The following is a 20577-nucleotide window of genomic DNA, read 5'->3' as shown; positions in this document are numbered from 1 at the left end:
TGTGTGGTGTTGGGTGGGGTTGGTGGGCGGGTATCCGCACCCCCTCTTCCCCTTTCCCCCCTCTCCCCTCCCTTCCCTCCCCCCCCCCCCCCCCCCCCCCCCCCCCCCCCCCCCCCCAAGGCCGCGAGGAGGGGCGGCGCAAGCCGTGCCTCTGCGGGCGCGGGAGAACTGCGGGAATAGACAGGGAAGAAGGGGCCGGCCGTGCAGGCCGCCGGGCGCGGGGCGCGGGGTGCGCGGGCTCCGGGTGCAGTTGTCGGCACGGGGCGGCAGGCGGCAGGGTCTCAGCGGGCGGCAGGGCCTCAGCGCACGGCTGGGCAGGTTTGGGCTGGGGCCCCGGAATGGGCGGTCAGGAGCCGTGTTCTGCTGGCGCCTAGTGCCTGCTGCGGTGCAGGAGCAGGGCGCGGCCGTTTGCATCGCTGCACCGGTTGCGGCGGATGGCGCGGGCCTCCAGCCGGGTTTGGCCGTAGAGTACGATAACAAGCGTGGCGAGGGCGATGAGGCAGGCTTCGAGCATGTCAGATCGCCGCGCGGCGTTCCAGCCGCTCCTGCACCAGCCCGGCCAGGGCGGCGGCGTCCCGGGTCAGCGGCCTGCCCTTGCGGCGGGAGCGGGCCAGCTGATCAGCAGCCTCTGCCAGCGGGCTGTCGCCGGCGCTGCGGGCCACACCGCCCAGAAACTGCGCCAGATAGGCCAGGGTCTTTTCCTCCTGGCTCATGCTGAGCACATCGGCGGCATGGGCCATGTCGTCGCGGTAGGCCAGCAGGTCGGGTTCCACCGTTTCATCCTCCAATGCGCGCGGGCCGGGCAATTGGCGGTCCGCGGGCAGATTGGACAGGATTTTCTGCTGGAAGGCGGCCAGCGAGGTGATCGGCTTTTCCAGGAAGCCTGCGGCGCCGGCCTCCAGCGCGGCCTCTTCCAGGCTGGGGTCGCCGGAGGTGGCCAGGATCACGCTGGGGCGCGGGCTGGCCTCTGCCAGCTCGCGGATCAGGTCAAGGCCGGAGCCGTCCGGCAGGCCAACGTCTGCGATCAATACCGAGGGGCGGTAGACCTGCAGGTGGCGGCGGGCGGATTTCAGGCAGTCGGCGCGGCGGATCCGTGCGCCGCTGCGCAGGCACAGAAGGCGTAAGGCTTCACAGGCAAAGCGGCTGTCTTCGACCACCAGGATGGTCAGCCCCAGAAGCGGGCGCCGGGTGGTGGGCAGGCGCTGGGCAGCAGCAAACAGTTCCGAATCGTCCATAACACAAGCTCCTTGCGGGATATGGTTCGACGCTAGGGATTCGAGGCTAATTACTCGTTAACGCAGCGCCCGCCGCTGCCGCGCGGCCCGGCCCGTGCGCATTGGCGCACTTGCCGCGGCGCAGCAAAGCCCCCATAACCGCAGCGGAGGATTATTTGTGAGAGGAGCACAACAGAGATGATCGGACGTTTGAACCACGTGGCCATTGCCGTCCCGGACCTGGAGGCCGCTTCGGCGCAGTACCGCAACGCGCTGGGCGCCAAGGTGGGGGCGCCGCAGGATGAGCCGGATCACGGCGTCACCGTGGTGTTCATCGAACTGCCCAACACCAAGATTGAGCTGCTCTATCCGCTGGGGGAAAACTCGCCCATCAACGGCTTCCTGGAGAAGAACCCGGCCGGCGGCATCCACCATGTCTGCTATGAGGTGGAGGACATCCTGGCGGCGCGCGACCACCTGCAGGCGGAAGGCGCGCGGGTGCTGGGCACCGGCGAGCCGAAGATCGGCGCCCATGGCAAGCCGGTTCTGTTCCTGCATCCCAAGGATTTCAACGGCTGCCTGGTGGAACTCGAGGAAGTTTGAGGCTATGAGCACCCTGTCCCCGATGCGGGGCAGGGCAACTCCGGGAGAGCAGCAAGATGGGTGTTACCTCAGCGATCGTTCTTTATGCGGTGATCTGGTTCTTGACCTTTTTGGTGGTGATTCCGATCCGGCTGCAGACCCAGGGCGACAAGGGCGAAGTGGTGCCCGGCACCCATGCGGGCGCGCCGGAAAAGCATTTCCTGAAGCAGAAGGCCTGGATCACCACCGGCGTTGCCGCGGTGCTGTGGGCGGTGATCTGCGGGATCGTCATCTCCGGTGCGGTCTCGGTGCGTGATTTCGATTGGATGGGCATGCTGCCGGAACGGCAGTGATCCGGTTCCGCATCCGACCAGCAAGATAGCAGGATCTCCCGCCCGGTCCGGGATGCATTTTTATGCCTTGGGACCGGTTGGGCGTGGCGCCACGCGGCTGCGCGGCGCGGTTGCGGCCAGCCCGCTGGGCTGGAATGGGCCGGGGTGGGGTCCGTTTCCAAATGTGTATTGCTGAGAAGCGCTTGAGGTGCAGGTTTGCCCCTCAAGGCGCCATTTCGATCGTATCCCAGCATTCACCGCGTCAAGGCTGAATCGCGCGGGGCGCGCGGCGGCTGGCGCCGGCCTTGACCCGGTGAAGGCCGGGGTGGGGGCCTATCTGCGGACCAGCGCGTGGTAGATATGGGTGAAGGTTGCTGCGCCCAGGATCGGAATCACCAGGTTCAAAAGCGGCACCGACAGCGGCACCGCCATCAGCGTGCCTGCGGCCCAGATGGTAGTGGAATGGCGGCGGCGCAGTTTCTTGGCCTCCGCCGTGCCGATCCGGCGGGCGGCGGCGAGTGTGAAGTATTCCCGGCCCAGCAGGAAGCCGTTCAGTCCCCAGAAAATGAACAGCGCCGCAGGCGGGAACAGCACGTAAAGGAACAGCGCCAGAATGTTCGCGGCAATCAACAGGCCGAGGAAATTCACCGTGTCCCTGACCGCGTCCCAGAACGGCACCTTGGCCGCCGGGGGCAGGGCGGGGTAATGCTTGTCCTCCACCGCCTGGGCAACTTCCTCGAGGAACATCGAGGTGATGGCAGAGGCCACCGGCACCATCAGGAACACCGACAGGAACAGCATGAAGAACAGCGATCCGAATGACAGGAGATCGTCAAGCCAGGTGACTTCGCCCAGGACCGGCAGCGTGGCCTCCGGGCCGACCAGCCATTGGATCAGCATCAGGAAGCCCGCATAAGCCGCGATCAGCAGGGCGATGGTCAGCCCCAGCCCCAGGAACAGCACCTTGCGGAAGCGCGGGTCGCCGGTCTGGCTGAGGGTCTTGAAAAAGGCGGTGAAGATCATGCGCTCATCCAGGTTGTTATGGCCTCAAGGTCCGGGCGCGGCCGCTCCGGCGGGGCAGAGCTTTCGGTGGCGATGTGGATGATGCCGGCGATGCGCTCGTTCTCCGCCAGGGCAAAGGCGGCATCGCAGAAGCTGCGGTCATGGCTGGCCCAGCCGCTGAGCCAGTTGGCGCCCCAGCCCGCCGCCAGCGCCGCATTCAGCAGCGCCAGGCAGACCGCGCCGGCAGAATAGGTCTGCTCCAGCGGTGGTATTTTGGGGCTGTCTTTTTGCACCTCTACCACCACCACGGCCAGCTGGCCCTGATCGAACTGGCTGCGGCCCTTGGCAATATCCTCCGGGGATTTGCCGAGGCGCTGGCCGGTCTCTTCTGTCAGCGCTGCCAGCCGCGCCATCGCGGGCTGCTCCACCACGATAAAACGCCAGGGCTCCAGCTTGCCATGATCGGGGGTGCGGGCAGCGGCGGTCAGGATCGGCAGCAGCTCCGCGCGCGAAGGTGCGGGCGCCACCAGCGTCTTGGCCGGGCGCGAGCGGCGCGACAGCAGGAATTCAAGGGCGGCGTCATTGCGTGCAGGCATATGTGAAACCTTTTTACATCTGGTGCCGCCTATTTCGGCGGCCATGGGTGTCTTTTCAAGAGCCAAAGGGCCTGGCGCGCCGGGTGTGCCGGAAATGCAGCAGGCGGCGGTGGCTTGGGTTTCGCTGGCAGGGTGATAGCCAAGGGAGGCGGCCAAAGTCTATGGCTTTCGCAGCCTGCACAGGGCATGTGTGGCCATATGGGAAAGCCAAGGAAGAAAGACCTGCCGGATCTGCGCCATTTGTGCGTGCCGGGCGCCGAAATCGCGGTGCGCGCCACGCCCAAGGCGGCACGCAATGCCATCGTGCAGGCAGAGGGCGTGCTGAAGATCTCTGTCACCGCGGCGCCGGAAAACGGCAAGGCAACCGAGGCCATCCGAAGCCTTCTGGCCATGGCGATGGGCACCGCAGCGTCGAACCTGGAGCTGCGCCGCGGCGCTACCTCCCGCGACAAGGTGTTTGCCTATACTGGATCCTGACCCTAGTCTTCGCCCACCAAGCGGTAGACGCCTTCGGGCAGGTCCAAAGCGGCGGCGAGATCCCGCACCATAAGGTGCGAGAGGGTGATTTTCTGCACGCTGTCGGTGCGCGGGTCGTATTGCTCGACCGTGACGCACTCGGCAAAGGAATTGATGGTCACATCCTCCTGGAGCGGGGTGCCGTCCTCGTCCACCAGGGTGATGACCGTCGAGTCGAATTCATGTTCGATGGTAAACATAAGGCCAGCCTGCACTGCGGCCCGCCTGCTGGCAAGGCCTTGCAATTGCAGAGGTTCATTCGCGCGGATCCGGCAAACTTCCGCTGCCCGGCGATTGCCTTCCCCTGAAAGAGCACGGTAAACTGTCGCCGAATTGCAAAAGGATCTGCCATGCGCCGTTTTCTGTGCCTGCTTGCCCTGACCGTCAGCGCCTGTGACGTGGCGATTGAGCCTGCGCCGCAATCTGCGCCGGCCGTGCAAACGCCGCGGGTGCAGGGCATGGCGCCGGGGGAGGCGCAAAACGCCTTTGCCTCCGTGACCCGGCGGGTGGAGCCGGTCGCCGAACGCGAATGCCGCAGCCGCACCCAGGGCCTGAACTGCGACTTCCTGATCCGCATCGACCCCAATCCGAACGCCGCCCCCAACGCCTATCAAAGCCTGCAGCGCGATGGCCGCCCGGTGATCACCTTTACCCGGCGGATGCTGGGGCAGATCGCAAACCACGATGAGCTGGCCTTTGTGATGTCGCATGAGGCCGCCCACCATATCCGCGGCCACCTGGCGCGGCAGGCGCAGAACTCTGCCCTGGTCAGCGTCGGCGCCGGGCTGATCACCGCGCTGGCGGGCGGCAGCGCCGCCACCGTCTCCACTGCGCAGGATGTCGGCGGTTTTGTCGGCGCCCGCACCTATTCCAAGGATTTCGAATTGGAGGCGGATGAGCTGGGTACCATCATCACCCATAAATCCGGCTACCGGCCCAGCGTCGGCGTGCGCTTCTTCAACCGGCTGCCGGATCCCGGCGACCGGTTCCTGGGCACCCACCCGGCCAACCCGGACCGGGTGCGGGTGGTGCAGGCCGCCATCGACCGCCACGGGCTGAACTGAGGCATGGCCGCCAAGGACCAGGGCGCTCCGGCGCTGACGATGCTCGGCGTGGTGCTGACCGACCGCGGTTCGAAATACGCGGTGACCGGCGCCCGTGTCACCTCGCGGGAGGAGGTGGATGCGGTGCTGGCGGACCTCAAGACAGACCGCTCTTACGCCAAGGCCACCCACAACACCTGGGCGGCGGTGCTGCCAACCGGCGGCCTCAAGGCTGATGACGGCGAGACCGGCGCCGGCATGGTGATCCTGCGGATGATGGAGCGCGAGGGCCTGACGGATCACGTGATCATCGTCACGCGCTGGTATGGCGGCAAGAAGCTGGGCGGCGACCGCTTCCGGCGCGTTCAGGATGCAGTGCGTGCGTATACCGGCCACCTGAGCGGGAAATCCGCCTGAAATCAATACCGTTTGACCTGTGTCAAATAGGGCGGCGGCGGCTGCGGCTAAGCTGTACCGGAAATGAATGATTCCGGGGGACCGCGCGATGACCGCCCATGCCGATCTGAAAAAACATGCTGAACTGTTCGACCGCATGGCCACCACTGTCGGCCTGGACCTGGAGGAGCAGGCGGTCACCGGCACCCTGCGCTTTGACGAGATCGCCGAGGCGGTGCTGCGTTGTACCCGCTGCGGCGGTGTCGGCGCCTGCCGCAAATGGCTGGCTGAGGGCCCGCGCCCCGGTGCCGAGGCCCCCGATTTCTGCCGCAACCGCGACCTGCTCGGCTTTCTGAACGAGCAGACGGCATAACAGGAGCGTAAACCATGCAGCCGCTGGGCGACCCGCTTTACCACTTGCGCCTGATGGCCCGGATGGGCAAGGCCACCGGCGTTGACCTCTCCGCCGCCTTTGCTGCGGGCGAGATCAGCCACGAGGACTGGGCCGCAATGATCACCCGCTGCCGCGGCTGCGATGCGCCGCAGCAGTGCGAGGCCTTCCTGGCCGCCCATGAGCGTGCAGAGACGCCGATGCCCGGCTGCCGCAATGCGGATCAGCTGATGCAGCTGAAGGGCTGCCGCGCATGAAGGACATGGCAGCGGAGGCAGAGGGCCTCGGCAATATCTTCCGCCACCTGTGGCTGCTGCGCGCCGTGGCTCAGGCCGCGGGCGTCGATCTGGACCAGGAAATGCGCGCCGGCCGCCTCAGCGGCCTGGATTATGCCCGCATGGTCACCACCTGCCGCGGCGCCGGCTGCAGCAAGTCCTGCGCCCTGTGGCTCTCCGCCCGCCGCGAAAATGCGCCCGCGGTGCCGGAATTCTGCCCCAGCGCCCAGGTGATCAAGCAACTGATGCCCGGTTCCTGACCCTAGAGCTTGGAATGGCTGCCGTCGCAGAGCGGCTTTTTGGCGGAGTGCTTGCAGCCGCAAAAGAACAGCTTGCCGTCCTTTTCTGCAGTGTATTTCACCGGCGCGAATTCCGTGCCCTTGTGCGAGCCATCGCAGAACGGCTGCTTTTGCGACTTGCCGCAGGCGCACCAGAAATAGGTCTTTCCCTCGGTCACCTCGACGGGGAAGGGGGCTTTCTGGGCGATGTCCGGAGTGTCTGTGTTGTCGCTTGGCATGGCTGGGCGCTCCCCCTGGCTGGTGTCTCCCGCAAAGGGTGGCCTCCGCGCACGAGGCGGTCAAGTCCGGGCCCGGCCATCCGCCGCGGCATTTCCGTCGCCATCGCCTATTGAACCCCGCCGGTGCTGCCGCCAAAGTGCCGCGATGACGTATTTTCTGAACCAATTGAAACGGCGCACCATCTGGAGCTGGGCCGGCTGCCGCGACGCCTGGGCCAATGAGCATTCCTTCCGCACCTGGGTCTGGACCAACCTGGCCTCCGCCGCCCTGGCCCTGTGGCTGCCGCTGGAGGGGCCTGAGCGCGCGCTGATCCTGGCCTTGGGCATTCTGGTGCTGGCGGCAGAGCTGATGAATACTGCAATTGAGCGGACGGTGGATTACATTTCCAAGGACCACCACGAACTGGCCTGCCGTGCCAAGGATGCAGGCAGCGCCGGTGTGGCAGTGACAGCGGTTGCTGCAGGCGTTGCGTGGGGTGTGGTGCTGGTTGGGTTGTAAGTTGCAATGTAGCCCGCGCAAAGCGCGGGCTAGCGCCCGACCCTCCCCACGGGAGGGCGCTTCGCACCCACCCAGGGTCAGGCGCTGGGTTGCAAGTTACTTGAATGGGGTTCGGCTTAACCACGAGTTCCAGTTAGTATGCCCGTCGTCGAAACCTACGTGCTTAAGAATTAGTAGGCAAACCAAGCGTTCGAACTGGGCTTTGTATTTCGTCAATTTGAGTAGCTCGCCAGTCGGCTTGTAGATCGCCTCAAGTTCCCCATTGTGAAAAGAAGAGTTTCTTAGGAACGTGTAAGTGAGTGCACTTCTGAAAAGGTCGACGTCACGTTGTTGAGCAATGTCAAAACCGTGAAGCTGAGAAAACTCCGCTATAGCTCTCGCGGTGTCGCTCGAGCCTGAAATGTTCAATTCTTTTCTTGCCAGTGCTTCGAGGCCAGAGAAAAGAAGGTAATATTGAACATCAATAAATTGTGATGAGCCGCCTGAGAAGCAGAGTGACACTTTATGGAGAAGTTGGCGAAACTCGCTGTTAGTAGGTGAGGCTATGTCCTCAATTACGTTTAACGCCAAATCAATAAACTGCGCCCTAGATGTTGGCTGAAAAATATCAGATTGTATCCTTTTTCCAGTCCCTAAAGGCCTTTCGAAACTCCAGCGAACATTCATCGCCTCTGAGACGGCTTCGTCTATTGATTCTGCTTGAAAAGGGTGAGTGACTTTCGACTGGCGCCCATCAATGAAGCTAAAAACAACCTCCAGCCAGAATAAATATTCTCGGTTTTCTGATGGAACTTCAATGACTGCCGTGGCTGGGGCATCGAAAGTGGATTTTGACGCCTCCTTAAGAGCCTTTGTGTCTTGAAAGAGAGGGTAGATAGTTGATTTTCTTAGGGAGTAAGTGTGCAGGATTTCAAATCCATAAACTACTGAGTACAGCAAACATTTCTCCAAAAAGCTATTTTGCGCGTCCCCACAAGTCATACTCCCCCGCCTCATCAACTTCAACGGTTGCCAAATCACCGGCCTGCAACCCGTCGATTACCTCATCAATGAACAGGTTGCCGTCGATCTCCGGCGCATCCGATTTGGTGCGGCAGGTGGCGATGCCGTCTTCGTCGATGTCGTCCACGATGACCTGCATGGTCTGGCCGACCTTGGCCGCCAGCTTGGCCTCGGAGATCGCCTGGGCCTTCTCCATGAACCGCTCCCAGCGCTCTTGTTTCACCTCTTCCGGCACGTGGTCCGGCAGGTCGTTTGAGCGGGCGCCGTCGACGTTTTCGTATTTAAAACAACCCACTCGGTCCAGCTGCGCCTCGTCCATCCAATCGAGCAAATGCTGGAACTCCGCCTCACTCTCACCCGGGTAGCCGACGATGAAGGTGGAGCGCAGGGTGATTTCGGGGCAGGTCTCGCGCCAGGCGTTGATCTCGTCCAGCGTTTTGGCCGCCGCCGCCGGGCGGGCCATGCGCTTCAGCACATCCGGGTGGGCGTGCTGGAAGGGGATGTCCAGATAGGGCAGCAGCGCGTTCTCAGGGTCCGCCATCAGCGGGATCAGCTCGCGCACATGCGGGTAGGGGTAGACATAGTGCAGCCGCACCCACAGGTCCTCTGCCGGGGCCAGCCTGCCCAGCTCGCGGGAGAGGTCGAGGATGTGGCTGCGCACTTCGGCGCCTTTCCAGGGGTGGGTTGAGTACTTGCGGTCGAGACCGTAGGCGGAGGTGTCCTGGCTGATCACCAGCAGTTCGCGCACGCCTGCCTCCACCAGTTTCTCCGCCTCGCGCAGCACCGCGTGCACCGGGCGTGAGGCCAGAATACCGCGCATGTCCGGGATGATGCAGAACTTGCACTTGTGGTTGCAACCCTCTGAAATCTTGAGGTAACTGAAGTGGCGCGGGGTCAGTTTGACGCCCGCCGCGGGCAAGAGGTCCACATAAGGGTTCGGGCTGGGCGGCACCGCCGAATGCACCGCGTCCAGCACCTGTTCATACTGGTGCGGGCCGGTCACCGCGTGGATGCGCGGGTGATGCTCGCGGATGTAGTCCGGCTCAGCGCCGAGGCAGCCGGTGACGATCACCTTGCCGTTTTCCTTCAGCGCCTCGCCAATGGCCTCCAGGCTTTCCGCCTTGGCGCTGTCGAGGAAGCCGCAGGTGTTGACGATCACCGCATCGGCGCCGGCGTAATCGGGCGAGATGCCATACCCTTCCGCGCGCAGCCGGGTCAGGATGCGCTCGCTGTCCACCAGCGCCTTGGGGCAGCCGAGCGACACCATGCCGAGGGTCGGCTGGCCGTCACGGGGGGCGTCGCGGAACTGCGGTTCCGGGGCAAGGTCAGGGCGGAGGCTGGGCGGGTTGCTGGACGGGGAACTGGTCATGCGCGCGCATATATCAGGAATGCGGCAGGAGGCAAGGAAAACGGGGGGTGCCAGGCGTGCACCCCCTGTACACCCCCTGTGCACCGGGGGGCTGCATTTCGACCGCCCGGCTGCAGGCCGGGCAGCCCCCGACCTCCCCGTCAAACCAAAGGTTTGCCTCCGGCAAAACGGGAGGGGGCTTCACCCCCCACCCGAGGCCGGGGGCTGCCCTCCGTTAGGTGTTGAAGCGGCAGCCCAAAAGCCCGTAGCCTGCGGCAAAGCGAATTTGCATGACGAGAGCGATTGATGCGTGACGAGACCCAAACGCCGGAGGCCCCGGCCGCTCCGGAGCGGAAACTGAAACCCGCCAACGAGAACCCCTGGTATGTGCTGATGACGCTTTATGGGGAGCAGGAGGGGGAGGAGATTGATTGGGAGCTGCATGCGAAAAACCGTAGGGTGTGGAATGCTTGGGCTGTAAGTGGGGCGCCACAAAAGTGGGTTCACAAAGAGTTTTCCCGAGAGGTTGCGAACACTTTGGAAGTTCCAAATGCTGAATGTGAGCAAAATCGGTGGAGCGATTTCATTAACGCCCACACAAAGGGTGACGAACGAGTTCAGGACGCATTTGCAAGAGTATATCGCGAAAGAAATGGAAGTGATGCACAGGTTCCCGCGTTGCCAAATTCCGCTGATAAAGTCAATTTCTCAGGCGTAGAGTTCAATAAAACTGTCTGTGCGAAGCAAATGGTTTTTCCGCGCGGAGCGGACTTTACGGAGGCCAATTTTGACAAGCAAGTTGTGTTTGAACGTACCTTGTTTGCTGCTCAATCCTATTTCGTCGGTGTGGAGTTCGAGGATAGGGTAGGTTTTGAAAACTCAGTACATTGGTCAGAGACGAATTTCCTAGGGGCAGAATTTGTGGGCAACGCCAGATTTCGAGGCTGCAAGTTCGCAAAAACTTCAACTTTCTCTCGAGCATATTTCTACGGAGGTGCTGACTTCTCATCCGTAGTTTTCGAAGGAATTACCTATTTTACAGCTGCGCAATTCGGCTCTCGCAGGGGCGGTGAAAGCGTGACGTTCAGGGACTGTTTGTTTCAACGTCCTACTAGTTTTGGAAATTGTGTATTTTTGTCATGCTACCCCGATCTCTCTGGTGCTGAGTTGCATGAAAAAACAATTTTCTCTGCTCAAGCTAGATTCTGGCCACAAGAAATCCACCATACCATAGAACATGCGCGGGATACATGCGCCACGATTAGGCATAATCTAGCCAGACAAGGTCTTCCTGAAGACGAGCACTTTTTCTTCCGCCAAGAGATGCATTTTACAGGAAAAATAGGGGCTGGCATGCTGTCAATAAGTGACAGAATTTCCATCTGGCAGCGGTTGCCCTATCTGTTGTTCGGCCTGTTCTCGGAATACGGCTACTCCATTCTGCGGCCGACGCTGTGGCTCTTGGGGATCTGGGCCTTGGGCTTTGCCGCCTTTTGGGGGTATTTCTCTGGCTGCTGCGTGCCGGCGCCGCATGAGGTGATCGAACGCCCGATGGGATCGGCGATGGCGCTCAGCTTCTCCAACCTGTTTCCGCTGTTTGGGTTCGGGCGGACGTTTCTGCTGGAGGAATTGAAGGCGCTTCCTGCGGTGCTGCAATTCTTCGCGGGTTTCCAGACCGTTGCCAGCCTGCCGCTGTTGTTCTTCCTCGGTCTTGGCTTGCGCCAGCGGTTTAGGCTTCGGTAGAAGGACACTCTTCCCGGATCGCAAAGCGATCCGGTTCGCGCCCGACCCGCCCCGTCATGCCGGAGGCGTGCTTGCAGCGCGGCGGCGGGCGCGAAGAGCGCCCACCCCGGGACGGGCGCGAACCTCTCGTTTGAGGAGCCACATCCCGCATTGCACCCGCTCCTCCACGCGCTAAGCTGGGGAAAAGACCCTCGGTGGAACACCTTGCCGGAACGGGGGACAAGACATGAGGAGTGGGCCGATGAAGCTGATAATCCGGGTCGTGACGGCGCTGGTGCTGACGGTGGCTGTCTTGCTGGGGGCGGTCTTGCTGCTGCCGGGCGAGAAGATCGCGCGGCTGGCGGCGGATCAATTGGAGGCGCAGACCGGGCGCAAGCTGGAGATCGGCGGCAAGGCGCGGTTCACCTTCTGGCCCACCCTGGGGGTCAAGGCCGATGCGGTGACGCTGTCCAACGCGGACTGGGCCGGGCCGGAGCCGATGCTGAGCGCCGAGCGGCTGACCATCGGGGTTGCGGCGGCGGATCTGCTGCAGGGCGACGTGCGGGTCACCGAGATTTCCGCCATTCTGCCGCATCTGAACCTGGCCACCAATGCGGACGGCATCGGCAACTGGGTGTTTGACAGCGGCGCGCCGGCGGCGGGCGGCAGCGCAGAGGGCAGCAGCGGGGCGCTGCCGCTCAGGATCGAGGCGGTGGAGCTGACCGGCGCCTCGCTGCGCTATGCGGCACATGGGCAGGCGCCGGTGGAGATGAAGAACACCGACCTCAGCCTGCGGTGGCCGGATCCTGCCGGCACGGTGGCGGTCAAGGCCACCCTGCGCCCGGCGGGGGAGCCGGTTGTCATTGACGCGGAAATCGGCACTTTTGCGGCCTTCTTGGCGGGGGAGGTGTCCTCGGTCGGTGCCTCGGTCACGGCGCCGGGCGGCATCGGCCGGTTTGACGGCCACGCGGCGATCAGCGGCGAGGCCAGCGGGCGGCTGACCTTCGGGGCGGAGGATGCCTTGCAGACCGGGGTGGCGCTGGGGGTGTTCCTGCCGGATGCGCTGGCGCAGAAGGCGGTGTTTGGCGCCGATGTGACCTATACCGCGGACGGGCGGCTGTCGATGCGCGACCTGTCGGCGGAACTGGGCCGCAACCGGGTGACCGGTGCGGCGGATGTGGAGCTTGGCGCGCGTCCCAGGATCACCGCGCAGCTGCAGGGCGGGGCGCTGGATTTCTCCGACTTCAGCGGCAGCCAGGGCGGTTCCGGCGGCGGCGCTGCGGCGGGCGGCTGGCCGAAGGCGGCAATCGACGCCTCGGCGCTGGGGCTTGCGGATGCGGCGGTGGGGCTGAGCTTTGACAGCCTGAAGACCGGCGGCGTCACCCTGGGGGCGAGCAAGCTGAACCTGGAGATCGACCGCAGCCGGGCGGTGCTGAAGTTCCTGCCCGCGTCGATGTTCGGCGGCCAGGTGCAGGGGCAGGTGGTCGCCAACAACCGGAACGGGCTGTCGGTGGGCGGCAAGCTGAATTTCAACGGCATCCGGCTGGAGCGCGCCCTGGGGGAGACCGCGGGCTACAGCCGACTGAACGGCGAGGCGCTGGGGGAGCTGGAGTTTCTCGGCTCCGGCAATTCGGTGGATGCGATCATGCGCTCGCTCAGCGGCAAGGGCTGGCTGGAAGCGGGCAAGGGGTTCTTCACCGGCTTTGACCTGGAACAGCTGATGCGTTCCGGCGGCAATGGCGGCAGCACTGTGTTCGACCAGCTGACCGCCAGCTACACGATTGAGGGCGGCAACCTGCGGAACCAGGACCTGCTGGTGCTGCTCAAGGGGTTCCGGGCTGATGGCAAGGGGCGGATCGGCCTGGGAGCGCGCGATCTCGACTATCTGTTCACACCGCAGATCGTGCGGGCGGGCAGCGATCAGGTGCTGACCATTCCGGTGCGGATCACCGGCCCCTGGGAAGACCCGCAGATCCGCCCGGATCTGAGCCAGGCACTGCAAAACCGGATCGGCGATGTGGAGCAGGAGGCCAAGGACCGGGTGCGCCAGAAGCTGGCGGAGGAGCTGAACCTGGAAACGGAGATCGCACCGGAACAGGACGTCAACGATGTGCTGAAACAGCGCATCGAGCAGGAAGCCCGCGATCAGCTGCTGAAACTGCTCGGCGGCGACTGAGCGCCCCGGCCGGAGGCCGGGTCAAGGAGGGCCGAAGGCCCCCGGGCGCAGCCCGGCCTGTCCTTGACGCGGCTGCAGGCGTTTTACACTGGAGAACGCGCATCTAAGGGCAGACCTGACCTTAGATCGCTTCTCAGCCAAACAAAAAGCGCCCGCCGAAGGCGGGCGCCGGTCGCCTGCGTCAGCAGGCGAAATCCCTCATTCAAGCAGGGCTCAGATGGTCTGGTCGTAGTCACCGACCAGCGGCTCTGTCCGGATCACCGCGTCGATATCGGCAAAGATCGCCCGCATTTCCGCTTCGCTTTCGGAACTTTCGCAGACCACCACCAGGTTCGGCGTGTTGGAGGACGCCCGCACCAACCCCCAGGAGCCGTTGTCCAGGATCACCCGGGCGCCGTTTACGGTCACGACGTCCTTGATGGCGCGGCCTGCGAATTGCTCGCCCGCCTCATGCTTGGCCACCAGCTTCTGCACCAGCCGCTCCAGCACGGTGTATTTTTCGGTGTCGGCGCAATAGGGCGACATGGTCGGGGTGGACCAGGTCTTGGGCAGCGCCTTGCGCAGGTCGGACATCGACTGGCCCGGGTTGCGGTCCAGCATCTTGCAGACCTCGACCGCCACCCGCATGCCGCAGTCGTAGCCGCGGCCCACCGGTTCGGCCAGGAAGTAGTGGCCGGACTTCTCAAACCCTGCCAGGGCGCCGATTTCCTTGACCCGCCGCTTCATGTGGCTGTGGCCGGTTTTCCAGTAATCCGCGGTGACGCCGTTCTTCTGCAGCTCGGGATCGCTGGCAAACAGGCCGGTGGATTTCACATCCGCGACAAAGGTGGAGTTCGGGTAGAGCTTCGACAGATCGCGGGCCATGATCACGCCGACCTTGTCGGCAAAGATCTCCTCGCCCTCGTCGTCGACCACGCCGCAGCGGTCGCCGTCGCCGTCAAAGCCAAGCGCCAGATCGGCGCCGGAGGCTTTGACGCTGGCCGACATGTCGTGCAGCATTTCCATCGCTTCGGGGTTCGGGTTGTAATGCGGGAAGGTGTAGTCCAGCCGGTTGTGGCTTTCGACCACCTCAACGCCCATGCGCTTGAACAGCTCCGGCGCAAAGGCAGAGGCGGTTCCATTGCCGGTGGCGCAGACAACCTTGAGCGGGCGGGACATTTTGAAACCGCCGGTCAAATCGTCCAGATAGGCCTCCTTGACGCCGTCCACGAATTCATAGGAACCGCCGGGCGCGGGCTGGCCTTCGCCGTTCAGCACGATATCGCGCAGTTCGCCCATCTCGTCGGGGCCGTGGGTCAGCGGGCGGTCAAAGCCCATCTTGACGCCGGTCCAGCCGTTGGGGTTGTGGCTGGCGGTGACCATGGCGACGGCCGGCACATCCAGGTGGAACTGGGCGAAATAGGCCATCGGCGACAGCGCCGGGCCGATGTCCTTCACTTGAATGCCGGCCTGCATCAGGCCGAGGATCAGCGCGTTCTTGATCGCCAGGGAATAGTCGCGGTAGTCGTTGCCGACCGCGATCACCGGGTCGATGCCGCGCTTGCGCATCTGGGTGCCAAGGCCCAGGCCCAGGGCGGTCATGCCGGGGAGGTTGATCTCCTCCGGGTATTTCCAGCGGGCGTCATACTCGCGGAAACCAGTGGGCTTGATCATCGCGTCGCGCAGGAAGCTCCAGGTGTTCGGGGTCACCTCGGACTGGGGTTTGGTCATGTCTCGAAATCTCTTTTTGGGGTCAAATACGGATCGGATCGGCCTTGGCCAGCGCATCAAAGCGCATCAGGCTTTCGATCAGCTGCGGCATCTGGTCAAGGTAGATCATGTTCGGCCCGTCGGAAGGCGCGTTGTCGGGGTCCTGATGGGTCTCGATGAACACCGAAGCGATGCCCAGCGAAACGGCTGCGCGCGCCATCAGCGGTGCGAATTCACGCTGGCCGCCGGTGGAGCCGCCCTTGCCGCCGGGCTGCTGGACGGAGTGGGTGGCATCCATCACCACCGGGTAGCCGCCCTGCGCCATCTGCGGCAGCGAGCGCATGTCGGCCACCAGCGTGTTGTAGCCAAAGGAGGTGCCGCGCTCGGTCAGCAGGATGTTGGTGTTGCCGGTGCTTTCCACCTTGGCAACCACATTGGCCATGTCCCAGGGCGCCAGGAACTGGCCCTTTTTGATGTTCACCGCTTTGCCGGTGCTGCCCGCGGCCAGCAGCATGTCGGTCTGGCGGCACAGGAAGGCCGGGATCTGCAGGATATCGACGGCCTCAGCCGCGGCTGCGCATTGCGCCTCAGTGTGGACATCGGTCAGCACCGGCACGCCAAACTCGCTGCGGATCATGTCCAGCACCTTCAGCCCCTCGTCGAGCCCGAGCCCGCGCTTGCCCGAGAGCGAGGTGCGGTTGGCCTTGTCGTAAGAGGCCTTGAACACGAACTGGGCGCCGGCCTTGCCGCAGGCGTCCTGCAGCTGGCCCGCGATCATCCGGGCGTGGTCCGCTGTTTCCAGCTGGCAGGGGCCTGCGATGATGGTCAGCGGGCGGTCGTTGCCAACGGTGAGGCCGGCGATATCGATGTTTTTCATGAGCTTCCGATAGCTTTACGAGGATACCTGCTCCCGCAGGATCGACGCGGTGAGCGAACACATCAGATAAATACCGGAAAAGATCAGGAATGCCAAAACGGTATTCTCGAACTTGCGCGGATAGGAGGGTTCCTGGCTCGGCACCGGCTCCACCGCGGTGGTCAGATAGCGCACCTGGCGGTTGGCCTCCAGACGGGTGGTTTCCACTTGCTGCAAGGCGGATTGCAGCATCAGGTCGCGGGTCGCCAGATCGGCCTGGGCCATCTGGATCTGGATGCGCAGGCTGGCCAGCGAGTTTTCGCCGGCCGAGGCATCGACCATCTTGTTGTTCAGGCTGGCGATCACCGCCTCCAGCCGCCGGATGTCGGCCTCAGCACCGGAGACCTTGGCCCGGTTGGGGCGCGCATTGTCCTGCAGCGCGGCCAGTTCCAGCCGCTTTTCCTCCAGCTGGATTTCAAAAGTGCTGATCTGCTGGCGCAGCGAGGCGACCACGCCTTCGGGGTCCAGAACCGACCCCTGCTGCTGCAGCACCACCAGCTGTTCCTGGGCTGCGCGGCGCTGGGCCTCGGCATCGGCAAGCGCGGATTCCGCCTCTGACATCTGGTCGGCGCGTTTTTGCTGCGACAGGTTGTTCACCTTCTCCTGCGCATAGGAGATCAGCTTGCGGGAGAATTCCGCCGCCGCTTCGGGGTCGGCGGCAGAGACCTCCATCCGCACCACGCCCTCCGTCGGGTCATAGCCGATCTTCACGTTGCGGCTGTAGGTGGCATAGGCCTCCTCGTTGGTGGGGTCGCTTTCCAGGCGCTGGATCGGGTCCAGCCAGTCTTGGGTGAAATGCGCCTTGAAGCCCGCCTCGCGGTCCAGCCGCAGCATCGCCTCCTTGGACATCAGGTAGCTTTGCACCGCGATCGAGTCCTGGCTGGTGGCAAACTGGGTGCCCGACAGCAGCCCGCCGACGCCGCCGGCGGCGCTGTCGGCCTTGAGCACCAGGAACTCGGATTTGGAGGAGTACATCGGCGTGGCGACGGAGTAGAAGTAATAGCCCGCAGCCAGCGTCGGCAGCATCACGAAGAACGCCACCCGGGCGGCCAGCAGCGACAGCTTGCGGCGGCGGCGGCGGGCGATATCGCGCTGGATTTCCTGGATTTCGCGGGTCCGCCGCTCTGCCGGGCTCAGCTCGGTGGAGGGCAGGGTGGTCTTGGCGGCCGGCACGGTCTGCGGCAGCTGCACTGAACCGGGCGCCGGCGGGGTGCCCGCGGGCTGCGCCTTGTTCTGCGGCACCACCAGTTCCAGCATGTTGGCGCGCTTGAACGGGTCGATGCCGCGCTCGCGCAGCATCCGCACTGCCTCGAAATCGGAGGTGGCGGGCAGGTTGTGCTTCTGCGCCATCCGGCGGGCAAGGCGCAGCTGGCGCCCGGTCAGCCCTTCCTGGCGGATGGCGTCGATATCGGTTTCCATCCTGGTTTCACGGGCCGAGCTGACCATGCCCGACACCGGCGCGCCCGCGGCGGCGCTGCCGGAGGGCGCGGCAGAAGGCGAGGCAGAGGGCGCAGCAGACCGCGGGGAAGACGGGGCAGGTGCCGCCGGGGCCGCCGCTGGCGCTGCCGCCTGCGGCTGCGGCGGCTGTTCAGCCGGGCGCGGGGCAGCGGCGGCTGCGGCCTGGTCCTGCGGCGGGGTGCTGGTTCCTGCGGCAGCGGGGCTGCGGCGGATGCGGAACTTCTTAGCTCTCGGTTTCGTAGTCATAGAGCTGTTTCGCTTCTTCCAAAGTGTCAAACATATGCAGCTGCCCCTGCAACAGAACAGCAGCCGAACGGGCAAATTTCTCCAGCGTCTTGGCCTGGTGCGAGACGATGATGATGGTGGTGGTGGCCAGCCGCTCCTGCAGGATTTCGCCTGCCTTGCGGTTGAACTCCACATCGGTGGTGCTGGGCATGCCTTCGTCGATCAGGTAGACGTCGAAGTCCAGCGCCAGCATCAGCGAAAAGCTGAACCGCGCCCGCATCCCCGAGGAATAGGTGCCCACCGGCTGGTCGAAATACTCCCCCAGGCCGCAGAGCCAGCGGCAGTACGCCTCCACATAGTCCGGGTCCAGCCCGTAGAGCTTGGCGATGTAGCGGCAGTTTTCCATCGCCGACAGGCGGGTGATCACCCCGCCCATGAAGCCGAGCGGAAAGGAAATCTTGCAATTGCGGCGGATCTCGCCCTCATCCGGTTTTTCGAGCCCCGCCATCATGTTGATCAGCGTTGTCTTGCCGGTGCCGTTGGGCGCCAGCACGCCAAGCGATTTGCCGGGCTCGATACGGAACGACACGCGATCAAGGATCACCTTGCGCTGGGTTCCGGTCCAGAAGGACTTGCTGACGTTTTCAAACTCAAGCATCGCTTGTTCCGGTGCTGCTCGTGCGGCCCGCTTGGGGGCTCTGTCTGCCTCATTATCTCACAGGCGCTGACCCGCGCCCATGGCTCTTTGTTATCAAAAGAGTGTTAATGGCCTACGCGGGGAATTTGGCCTTATTATGTCGAATTGTGACATAAATCATCAACCAAGTCTTAACCAAATTGCCTTGTATCCGCGCCGCAGCGGCGGGAAATTGCAGGCAGACGGGGAGTGCGGGGCGCAACATGTCTGTTTCCGGTTCAGAAACAATCAAAGCCAGCCGGCGGCTGAAGGAACAGATTCGCGGCTGCCGGATCTGTGCCGCGCGCTTTGCGGCCACCGCCACCGCGCATGAACCGCGCCCGGTGGTCTGGTTCCGCCCCTCCGCCCGGATCCTGATCGCAGGCCAGGCGCCGGGCGCGCGGGTGCATGAAAGCGGCCGCCCCTTCACCGACCCGTCCGGCGACCGGCTGCGGGCCTGGCTGGGGCTGAGCGAGGCTGAGTTTTATGACAAGGACCGGGTTGCGGTGGTGCCGATGGGGTTCTGCTTTCCCGGCTACAACGGCAAAAAGGCCGACCTGCCGCCGCCTGCCATCTGCGGCAAGACCTGGCACGCGCAGGTGATGGCGCAGCTGCCGGATGTGCAGCTGAAGGTTCTGGTCGGCGCCCATGCGCAGCGCTATCACCTGGGCTGGAAGGGCTCTGTGACGCCGCTGGTGCAGGGCTGGCGGGATCATGCGCCGCAGGTCTTCCCCTTGCCGCATCCCTCCTGGCGTAATACCGGATGGCTGAAGAAAAACCCCTGGTTCGAGGCGGAGCTGCTGCCGGTTCTGCAGGCCAGGGTGAAGGAGCTGATGCGATGACAGAAGAGACCCCGCTGGATCTGGCCCATGCCGCGATGGAGGCCGCGCCCGAGGACGATGCTGCGCGGCTGCGGTTTTATGAGCGGCTGGCCGATGCGGAGCTGTTCCTGATGCTGGCGGCGGAGGCGGACGGCGATCAGATCACGCCGGAGCTGTTCGAGACGCCGGAGGGCGCCTTTGTGCTGGTCTTTGACCGCGAGGAGCGGCTGGCTGCCTTTGCAGGCAAGCCTGTTCCTTACGCGGCGCTGTCGGGCCGGGTGGTTGCGCAGATGCTGGCCGGGCAGGGGGGCGGCCAGGAAATTGGCCTGGGGCTGAACCTTGAGGTGGCGCCTTCGGCGTTCCTGATCCCGGCAGAGGCCATCGCCTGGCTGCATCAGACCCTCGGCCATGCACCGGAAGAGGTGGAGGCAGGCGTCACCGGGTTCACCGCCCCCAAGGGTCTGCCGGAGGCGCTGCTGACCGCACTGGATGCCAAGCTTGCCACTGCGGGCGGGCTGGCGGCGGCGGCCTATCTGGCCGGGGTCCGCTACGAGGGCGGCGGGCAGGGGCATCTGCTGGGTTTTGTTGGCGCCAAGGAGGCCGCGCAGGCCTCGCTTGCCAAGGCCGCCAGCGAGGCGCTGACCTTCTCCGGGATTGAGGCGGGGGCGATGGATGTTGCGTTTTTCGAGGCCGCGGACCCGGTGGCCGCCAGCCTGGCCCGGGTTGGGCTGCGGTTCGACCTGCCGCAGCCGCCGGAGCCGCAGAGCTATCAGCCGGAAATCCCGGGCAGCAACCCGGACAAGCCGCCGCGGCTGGTTTAGCGGTTGAAAGAACAGGAAGGGGGAGGCTCCCGCCTGTTCCAGCACATTTGAAAAATGTGCCTCACAGTTGGGGGTGGCGCTGTGCTGCGCACAGCGCAAGGAAGCCTGCTGAGAAGCGCTTAAGGGCAGGCCTGCCCTTAAGGCGCCATGGCAAGGCTGTGCCTGCCAAATGCCGCGTCAAGGGTAAACCGCGCGATGCGCGGCTGCTGGCGCAGCCCTTGACCCGGAAATTGGCAGGGGCGGCCCGCAGACGGTGGCGGGGGGGGGGGGAGAGTGAGGAGGGAGGAAACAAAAAAGTGGACAGAAAAACGAGAGAGACAACGTGGGGGGATGGGGAGGGAAAAAAAAAAAAAACAAGAG

24 protein-coding genes are annotated in these 20577 nt (G+C 64.2%); 13 read left to right on the top strand and 11 right to left on the bottom strand.

Going from position 1 to position 20577, the window contains the following annotated elements:
• Positions 1-515 precede the first annotated feature (515 nt).
• Positions 516-1235, bottom strand: a complete 720-nt coding sequence (locus ACXAHG_RS22185) for a response regulator (RefSeq protein WP_475060834.1) — start codon at positions 1233-1235, stop codon at positions 516-518.
• Positions 1236-1412: 177 nt separating this feature from the next.
• Here ACXAHG_RS22185 and mce point away from each other — a divergent pair, with 177 nt between their 5' ends.
• Both mce and ACXAHG_RS22175 read left to right on the top strand, forming a co-directional pair.
• Positions 1413-1817, top strand: coding sequence for a methylmalonyl-CoA epimerase (mce, locus tag ACXAHG_RS22180; protein ID WP_271907013.1), 405 nt, complete (start codon positions 1413-1415; stop codon positions 1815-1817).
• A gap of 56 nt (positions 1818-1873) precedes the next feature.
• Complete coding sequence (locus tag ACXAHG_RS22175; protein WP_475041972.1) at positions 1874-2149, top strand: DUF1467 family protein; 276 nt, start codon at positions 1874-1876, stop codon at positions 2147-2149.
• Between the two features lie 312 nt (positions 2150-2461).
• On the opposite strand, the gene ACXAHG_RS22170 is transcribed toward ACXAHG_RS22175, so the two are convergent.
• Together ACXAHG_RS22170 and ACXAHG_RS22165 are read right to left on the bottom strand one after the other, a co-directional pair.
• A complete protein-coding gene (locus tag ACXAHG_RS22170) occupies positions 2462-3151 on the bottom strand; it encodes an EI24 domain-containing protein (RefSeq protein ID WP_475060831.1) in 690 nt (229 codons plus the stop codon).
• The gene (locus ACXAHG_RS22165) at positions 3148-3726 is read right to left on the bottom strand and encodes a nitroreductase family protein (protein WP_475041975.1); all 579 of its coding nucleotides are present in this window, start codon (positions 3724-3726) and stop codon (positions 3148-3150) included. Before ACXAHG_RS22165 ends, ACXAHG_RS22170 begins: the two co-directional genes overlap by 4 nt.
• Before the next feature lie 198 nt (positions 3727-3924).
• On the opposite strand from ACXAHG_RS22165, the gene ACXAHG_RS22160 reads away from it, so the two are divergent.
• On the top strand, positions 3925-4203 hold the full coding sequence (locus ACXAHG_RS22160) for a DUF167 domain-containing protein (RefSeq protein WP_475041976.1): 279 nt from the start codon (positions 3925-3927) through the stop codon (positions 4201-4203).
• Between the two features lie 2 nt (positions 4204-4205).
• Here the strand turns inward: ACXAHG_RS22160 and ACXAHG_RS22155 are convergent, their stop codons facing one another.
• Positions 4206-4442 (bottom strand): hypothetical protein, encoded by a 237-nt coding sequence (locus ACXAHG_RS22155; protein ID WP_475041977.1) that lies wholly within the window; start codon positions 4440-4442, stop codon positions 4206-4208.
• Between the two features lie 150 nt (positions 4443-4592).
• On the opposite strand from ACXAHG_RS22155, the gene ACXAHG_RS22150 reads away from it, so the two are divergent.
• The 5 genes from ACXAHG_RS22150 (at position 4593) to ACXAHG_RS22130 (ending at position 6607) form a co-directional block, all read left to right on the top strand.
• Positions 4593-5306, top strand: coding sequence for a M48 family metalloprotease (locus tag ACXAHG_RS22150; protein ID WP_475041979.1), 714 nt, complete (start codon positions 4593-4595; stop codon positions 5304-5306).
• 3 nt (positions 5307-5309) lie between these two features.
• A complete protein-coding gene (locus ACXAHG_RS22145; RefSeq protein ID WP_475060828.1) occupies positions 5310-5702 on the top strand; it encodes a YigZ family protein in 393 nt (130 codons plus the stop codon).
• A gap of 88 nt (positions 5703-5790) precedes the next feature.
• Positions 5791-6054: a DUF6455 family protein gene (locus ACXAHG_RS22140; protein ID WP_475041983.1), complete on the top strand. Its 264-nt coding sequence runs from the start codon at positions 5791-5793 to the stop codon at positions 6052-6054.
• 14 nt (positions 6055-6068) lie between these two features.
• Positions 6069-6329 (top strand): DUF6455 family protein, encoded by a 261-nt coding sequence (locus ACXAHG_RS22135; protein ID WP_475041985.1) that lies wholly within the window; start codon positions 6069-6071, stop codon positions 6327-6329.
• Positions 6326-6607, top strand: a complete 282-nt coding sequence (locus tag ACXAHG_RS22130; protein ID WP_475041986.1) for a DUF6455 family protein — start codon at positions 6326-6328, stop codon at positions 6605-6607. Before ACXAHG_RS22135 ends, ACXAHG_RS22130 begins: the two co-directional genes overlap by 4 nt.
• A gap of 2 nt (positions 6608-6609) precedes the next feature.
• On the opposite strand, the gene ACXAHG_RS22125 is transcribed toward ACXAHG_RS22130, so the two are convergent.
• Positions 6610-6864, bottom strand: a complete 255-nt coding sequence (locus ACXAHG_RS22125) for a CDGSH iron-sulfur domain-containing protein (RefSeq protein ID WP_475060825.1) — start codon at positions 6862-6864, stop codon at positions 6610-6612.
• A gap of 145 nt (positions 6865-7009) precedes the next feature.
• On the opposite strand from ACXAHG_RS22125, the gene ACXAHG_RS22120 reads away from it, so the two are divergent.
• Positions 7010-7363, top strand: coding sequence for a diacylglycerol kinase (locus tag ACXAHG_RS22120; protein WP_475041989.1), 354 nt, complete (start codon positions 7010-7012; stop codon positions 7361-7363).
• 96 nt (positions 7364-7459) lie between these two features.
• Here the strand turns inward: ACXAHG_RS22120 and ACXAHG_RS22115 are convergent, their stop codons facing one another.
• Both ACXAHG_RS22115 and rimO read right to left on the bottom strand, forming a co-directional pair.
• On the bottom strand, positions 7460-8344 hold the full coding sequence (locus ACXAHG_RS22115; RefSeq protein WP_475060823.1) for a hypothetical protein: 885 nt from the start codon (positions 8342-8344) through the stop codon (positions 7460-7462).
• Positions 8319-9734 (bottom strand): 30S ribosomal protein S12 methylthiotransferase RimO, encoded by a 1416-nt coding sequence (gene rimO, locus ACXAHG_RS22110; protein ID WP_475060821.1) that lies wholly within the window; start codon positions 9732-9734, stop codon positions 8319-8321. The genes ACXAHG_RS22115 and rimO overlap by 26 nt, the downstream gene beginning before the upstream one ends.
• Before the next feature lie 285 nt (positions 9735-10019).
• Here rimO and ACXAHG_RS22105 point away from each other — a divergent pair, with 285 nt between their 5' ends.
• Positions 10020-11456: a pentapeptide repeat-containing protein gene (locus ACXAHG_RS22105; RefSeq protein ID WP_475060819.1), complete on the top strand. Its 1437-nt coding sequence runs from the start codon at positions 10020-10022 to the stop codon at positions 11454-11456.
• A gap of 241 nt (positions 11457-11697) precedes the next feature.
• Complete coding sequence (locus ACXAHG_RS22100) at positions 11698-13611, top strand: AsmA family protein (RefSeq protein ID WP_475060817.1); 1914 nt, start codon at positions 11698-11700, stop codon at positions 13609-13611.
• A 213-nt stretch (positions 13612-13824) separates the two neighbouring features.
• On the opposite strand, the gene ACXAHG_RS22095 is transcribed toward ACXAHG_RS22100, so the two are convergent.
• The 4 genes from ACXAHG_RS22095 to ACXAHG_RS22080 are packed head-to-tail and all read right to left on the bottom strand — an operon-like array spanning position 13825 to position 18557.
• The gene (locus ACXAHG_RS22095) at positions 13825-15321 is read right to left on the bottom strand and encodes a phosphomannomutase/phosphoglucomutase (protein ID WP_475060815.1); all 1497 of its coding nucleotides are present in this window, start codon (positions 15319-15321) and stop codon (positions 13825-13827) included.
• Between the two features lie 22 nt (positions 15322-15343).
• Positions 15344-16177 carry a 3-deoxy-8-phosphooctulonate synthase gene (gene kdsA, locus ACXAHG_RS22090; RefSeq protein WP_475060812.1) on the bottom strand — a complete coding sequence of 278 codons (834 nt, stop codon included), beginning with the start codon at positions 16175-16177 and terminating at the stop codon, positions 15344-15346.
• 15 nt (positions 16178-16192) lie between these two features.
• Positions 16193-17920 (bottom strand): KpsE/RkpR family capsule polysaccharide export protein, encoded by a 1728-nt coding sequence (locus tag ACXAHG_RS22085; protein WP_475060810.1) that lies wholly within the window; start codon positions 17918-17920, stop codon positions 16193-16195.
• Positions 17898-18557, bottom strand: a complete 660-nt coding sequence (locus ACXAHG_RS22080) for an ABC transporter ATP-binding protein (protein WP_475042004.1) — start codon at positions 18555-18557, stop codon at positions 17898-17900. Before ACXAHG_RS22080 ends, ACXAHG_RS22085 begins: the two co-directional genes overlap by 23 nt.
• A gap of 242 nt (positions 18558-18799) precedes the next feature.
• On the opposite strand from ACXAHG_RS22080, the gene ACXAHG_RS22075 reads away from it, so the two are divergent.
• Together ACXAHG_RS22075 and ACXAHG_RS22070 are read left to right on the top strand one after the other, a co-directional pair.
• Complete coding sequence (locus ACXAHG_RS22075; RefSeq protein WP_475060808.1) at positions 18800-19417, top strand: uracil-DNA glycosylase family protein; 618 nt, start codon at positions 18800-18802, stop codon at positions 19415-19417.
• Positions 19414-20217, top strand: a complete 804-nt coding sequence (locus tag ACXAHG_RS22070) for an SseB family protein (RefSeq protein WP_475060805.1) — start codon at positions 19414-19416, stop codon at positions 20215-20217. Before ACXAHG_RS22075 ends, ACXAHG_RS22070 begins: the two co-directional genes overlap by 4 nt.
• Positions 20218-20577: the final 360 nt, after the last annotated feature.

Source organism: Leisingera sp. ABD4_442, assembly GCF_056160905.1.
This window is presented reverse-complemented; position numbering and strand designations above follow the sequence as displayed.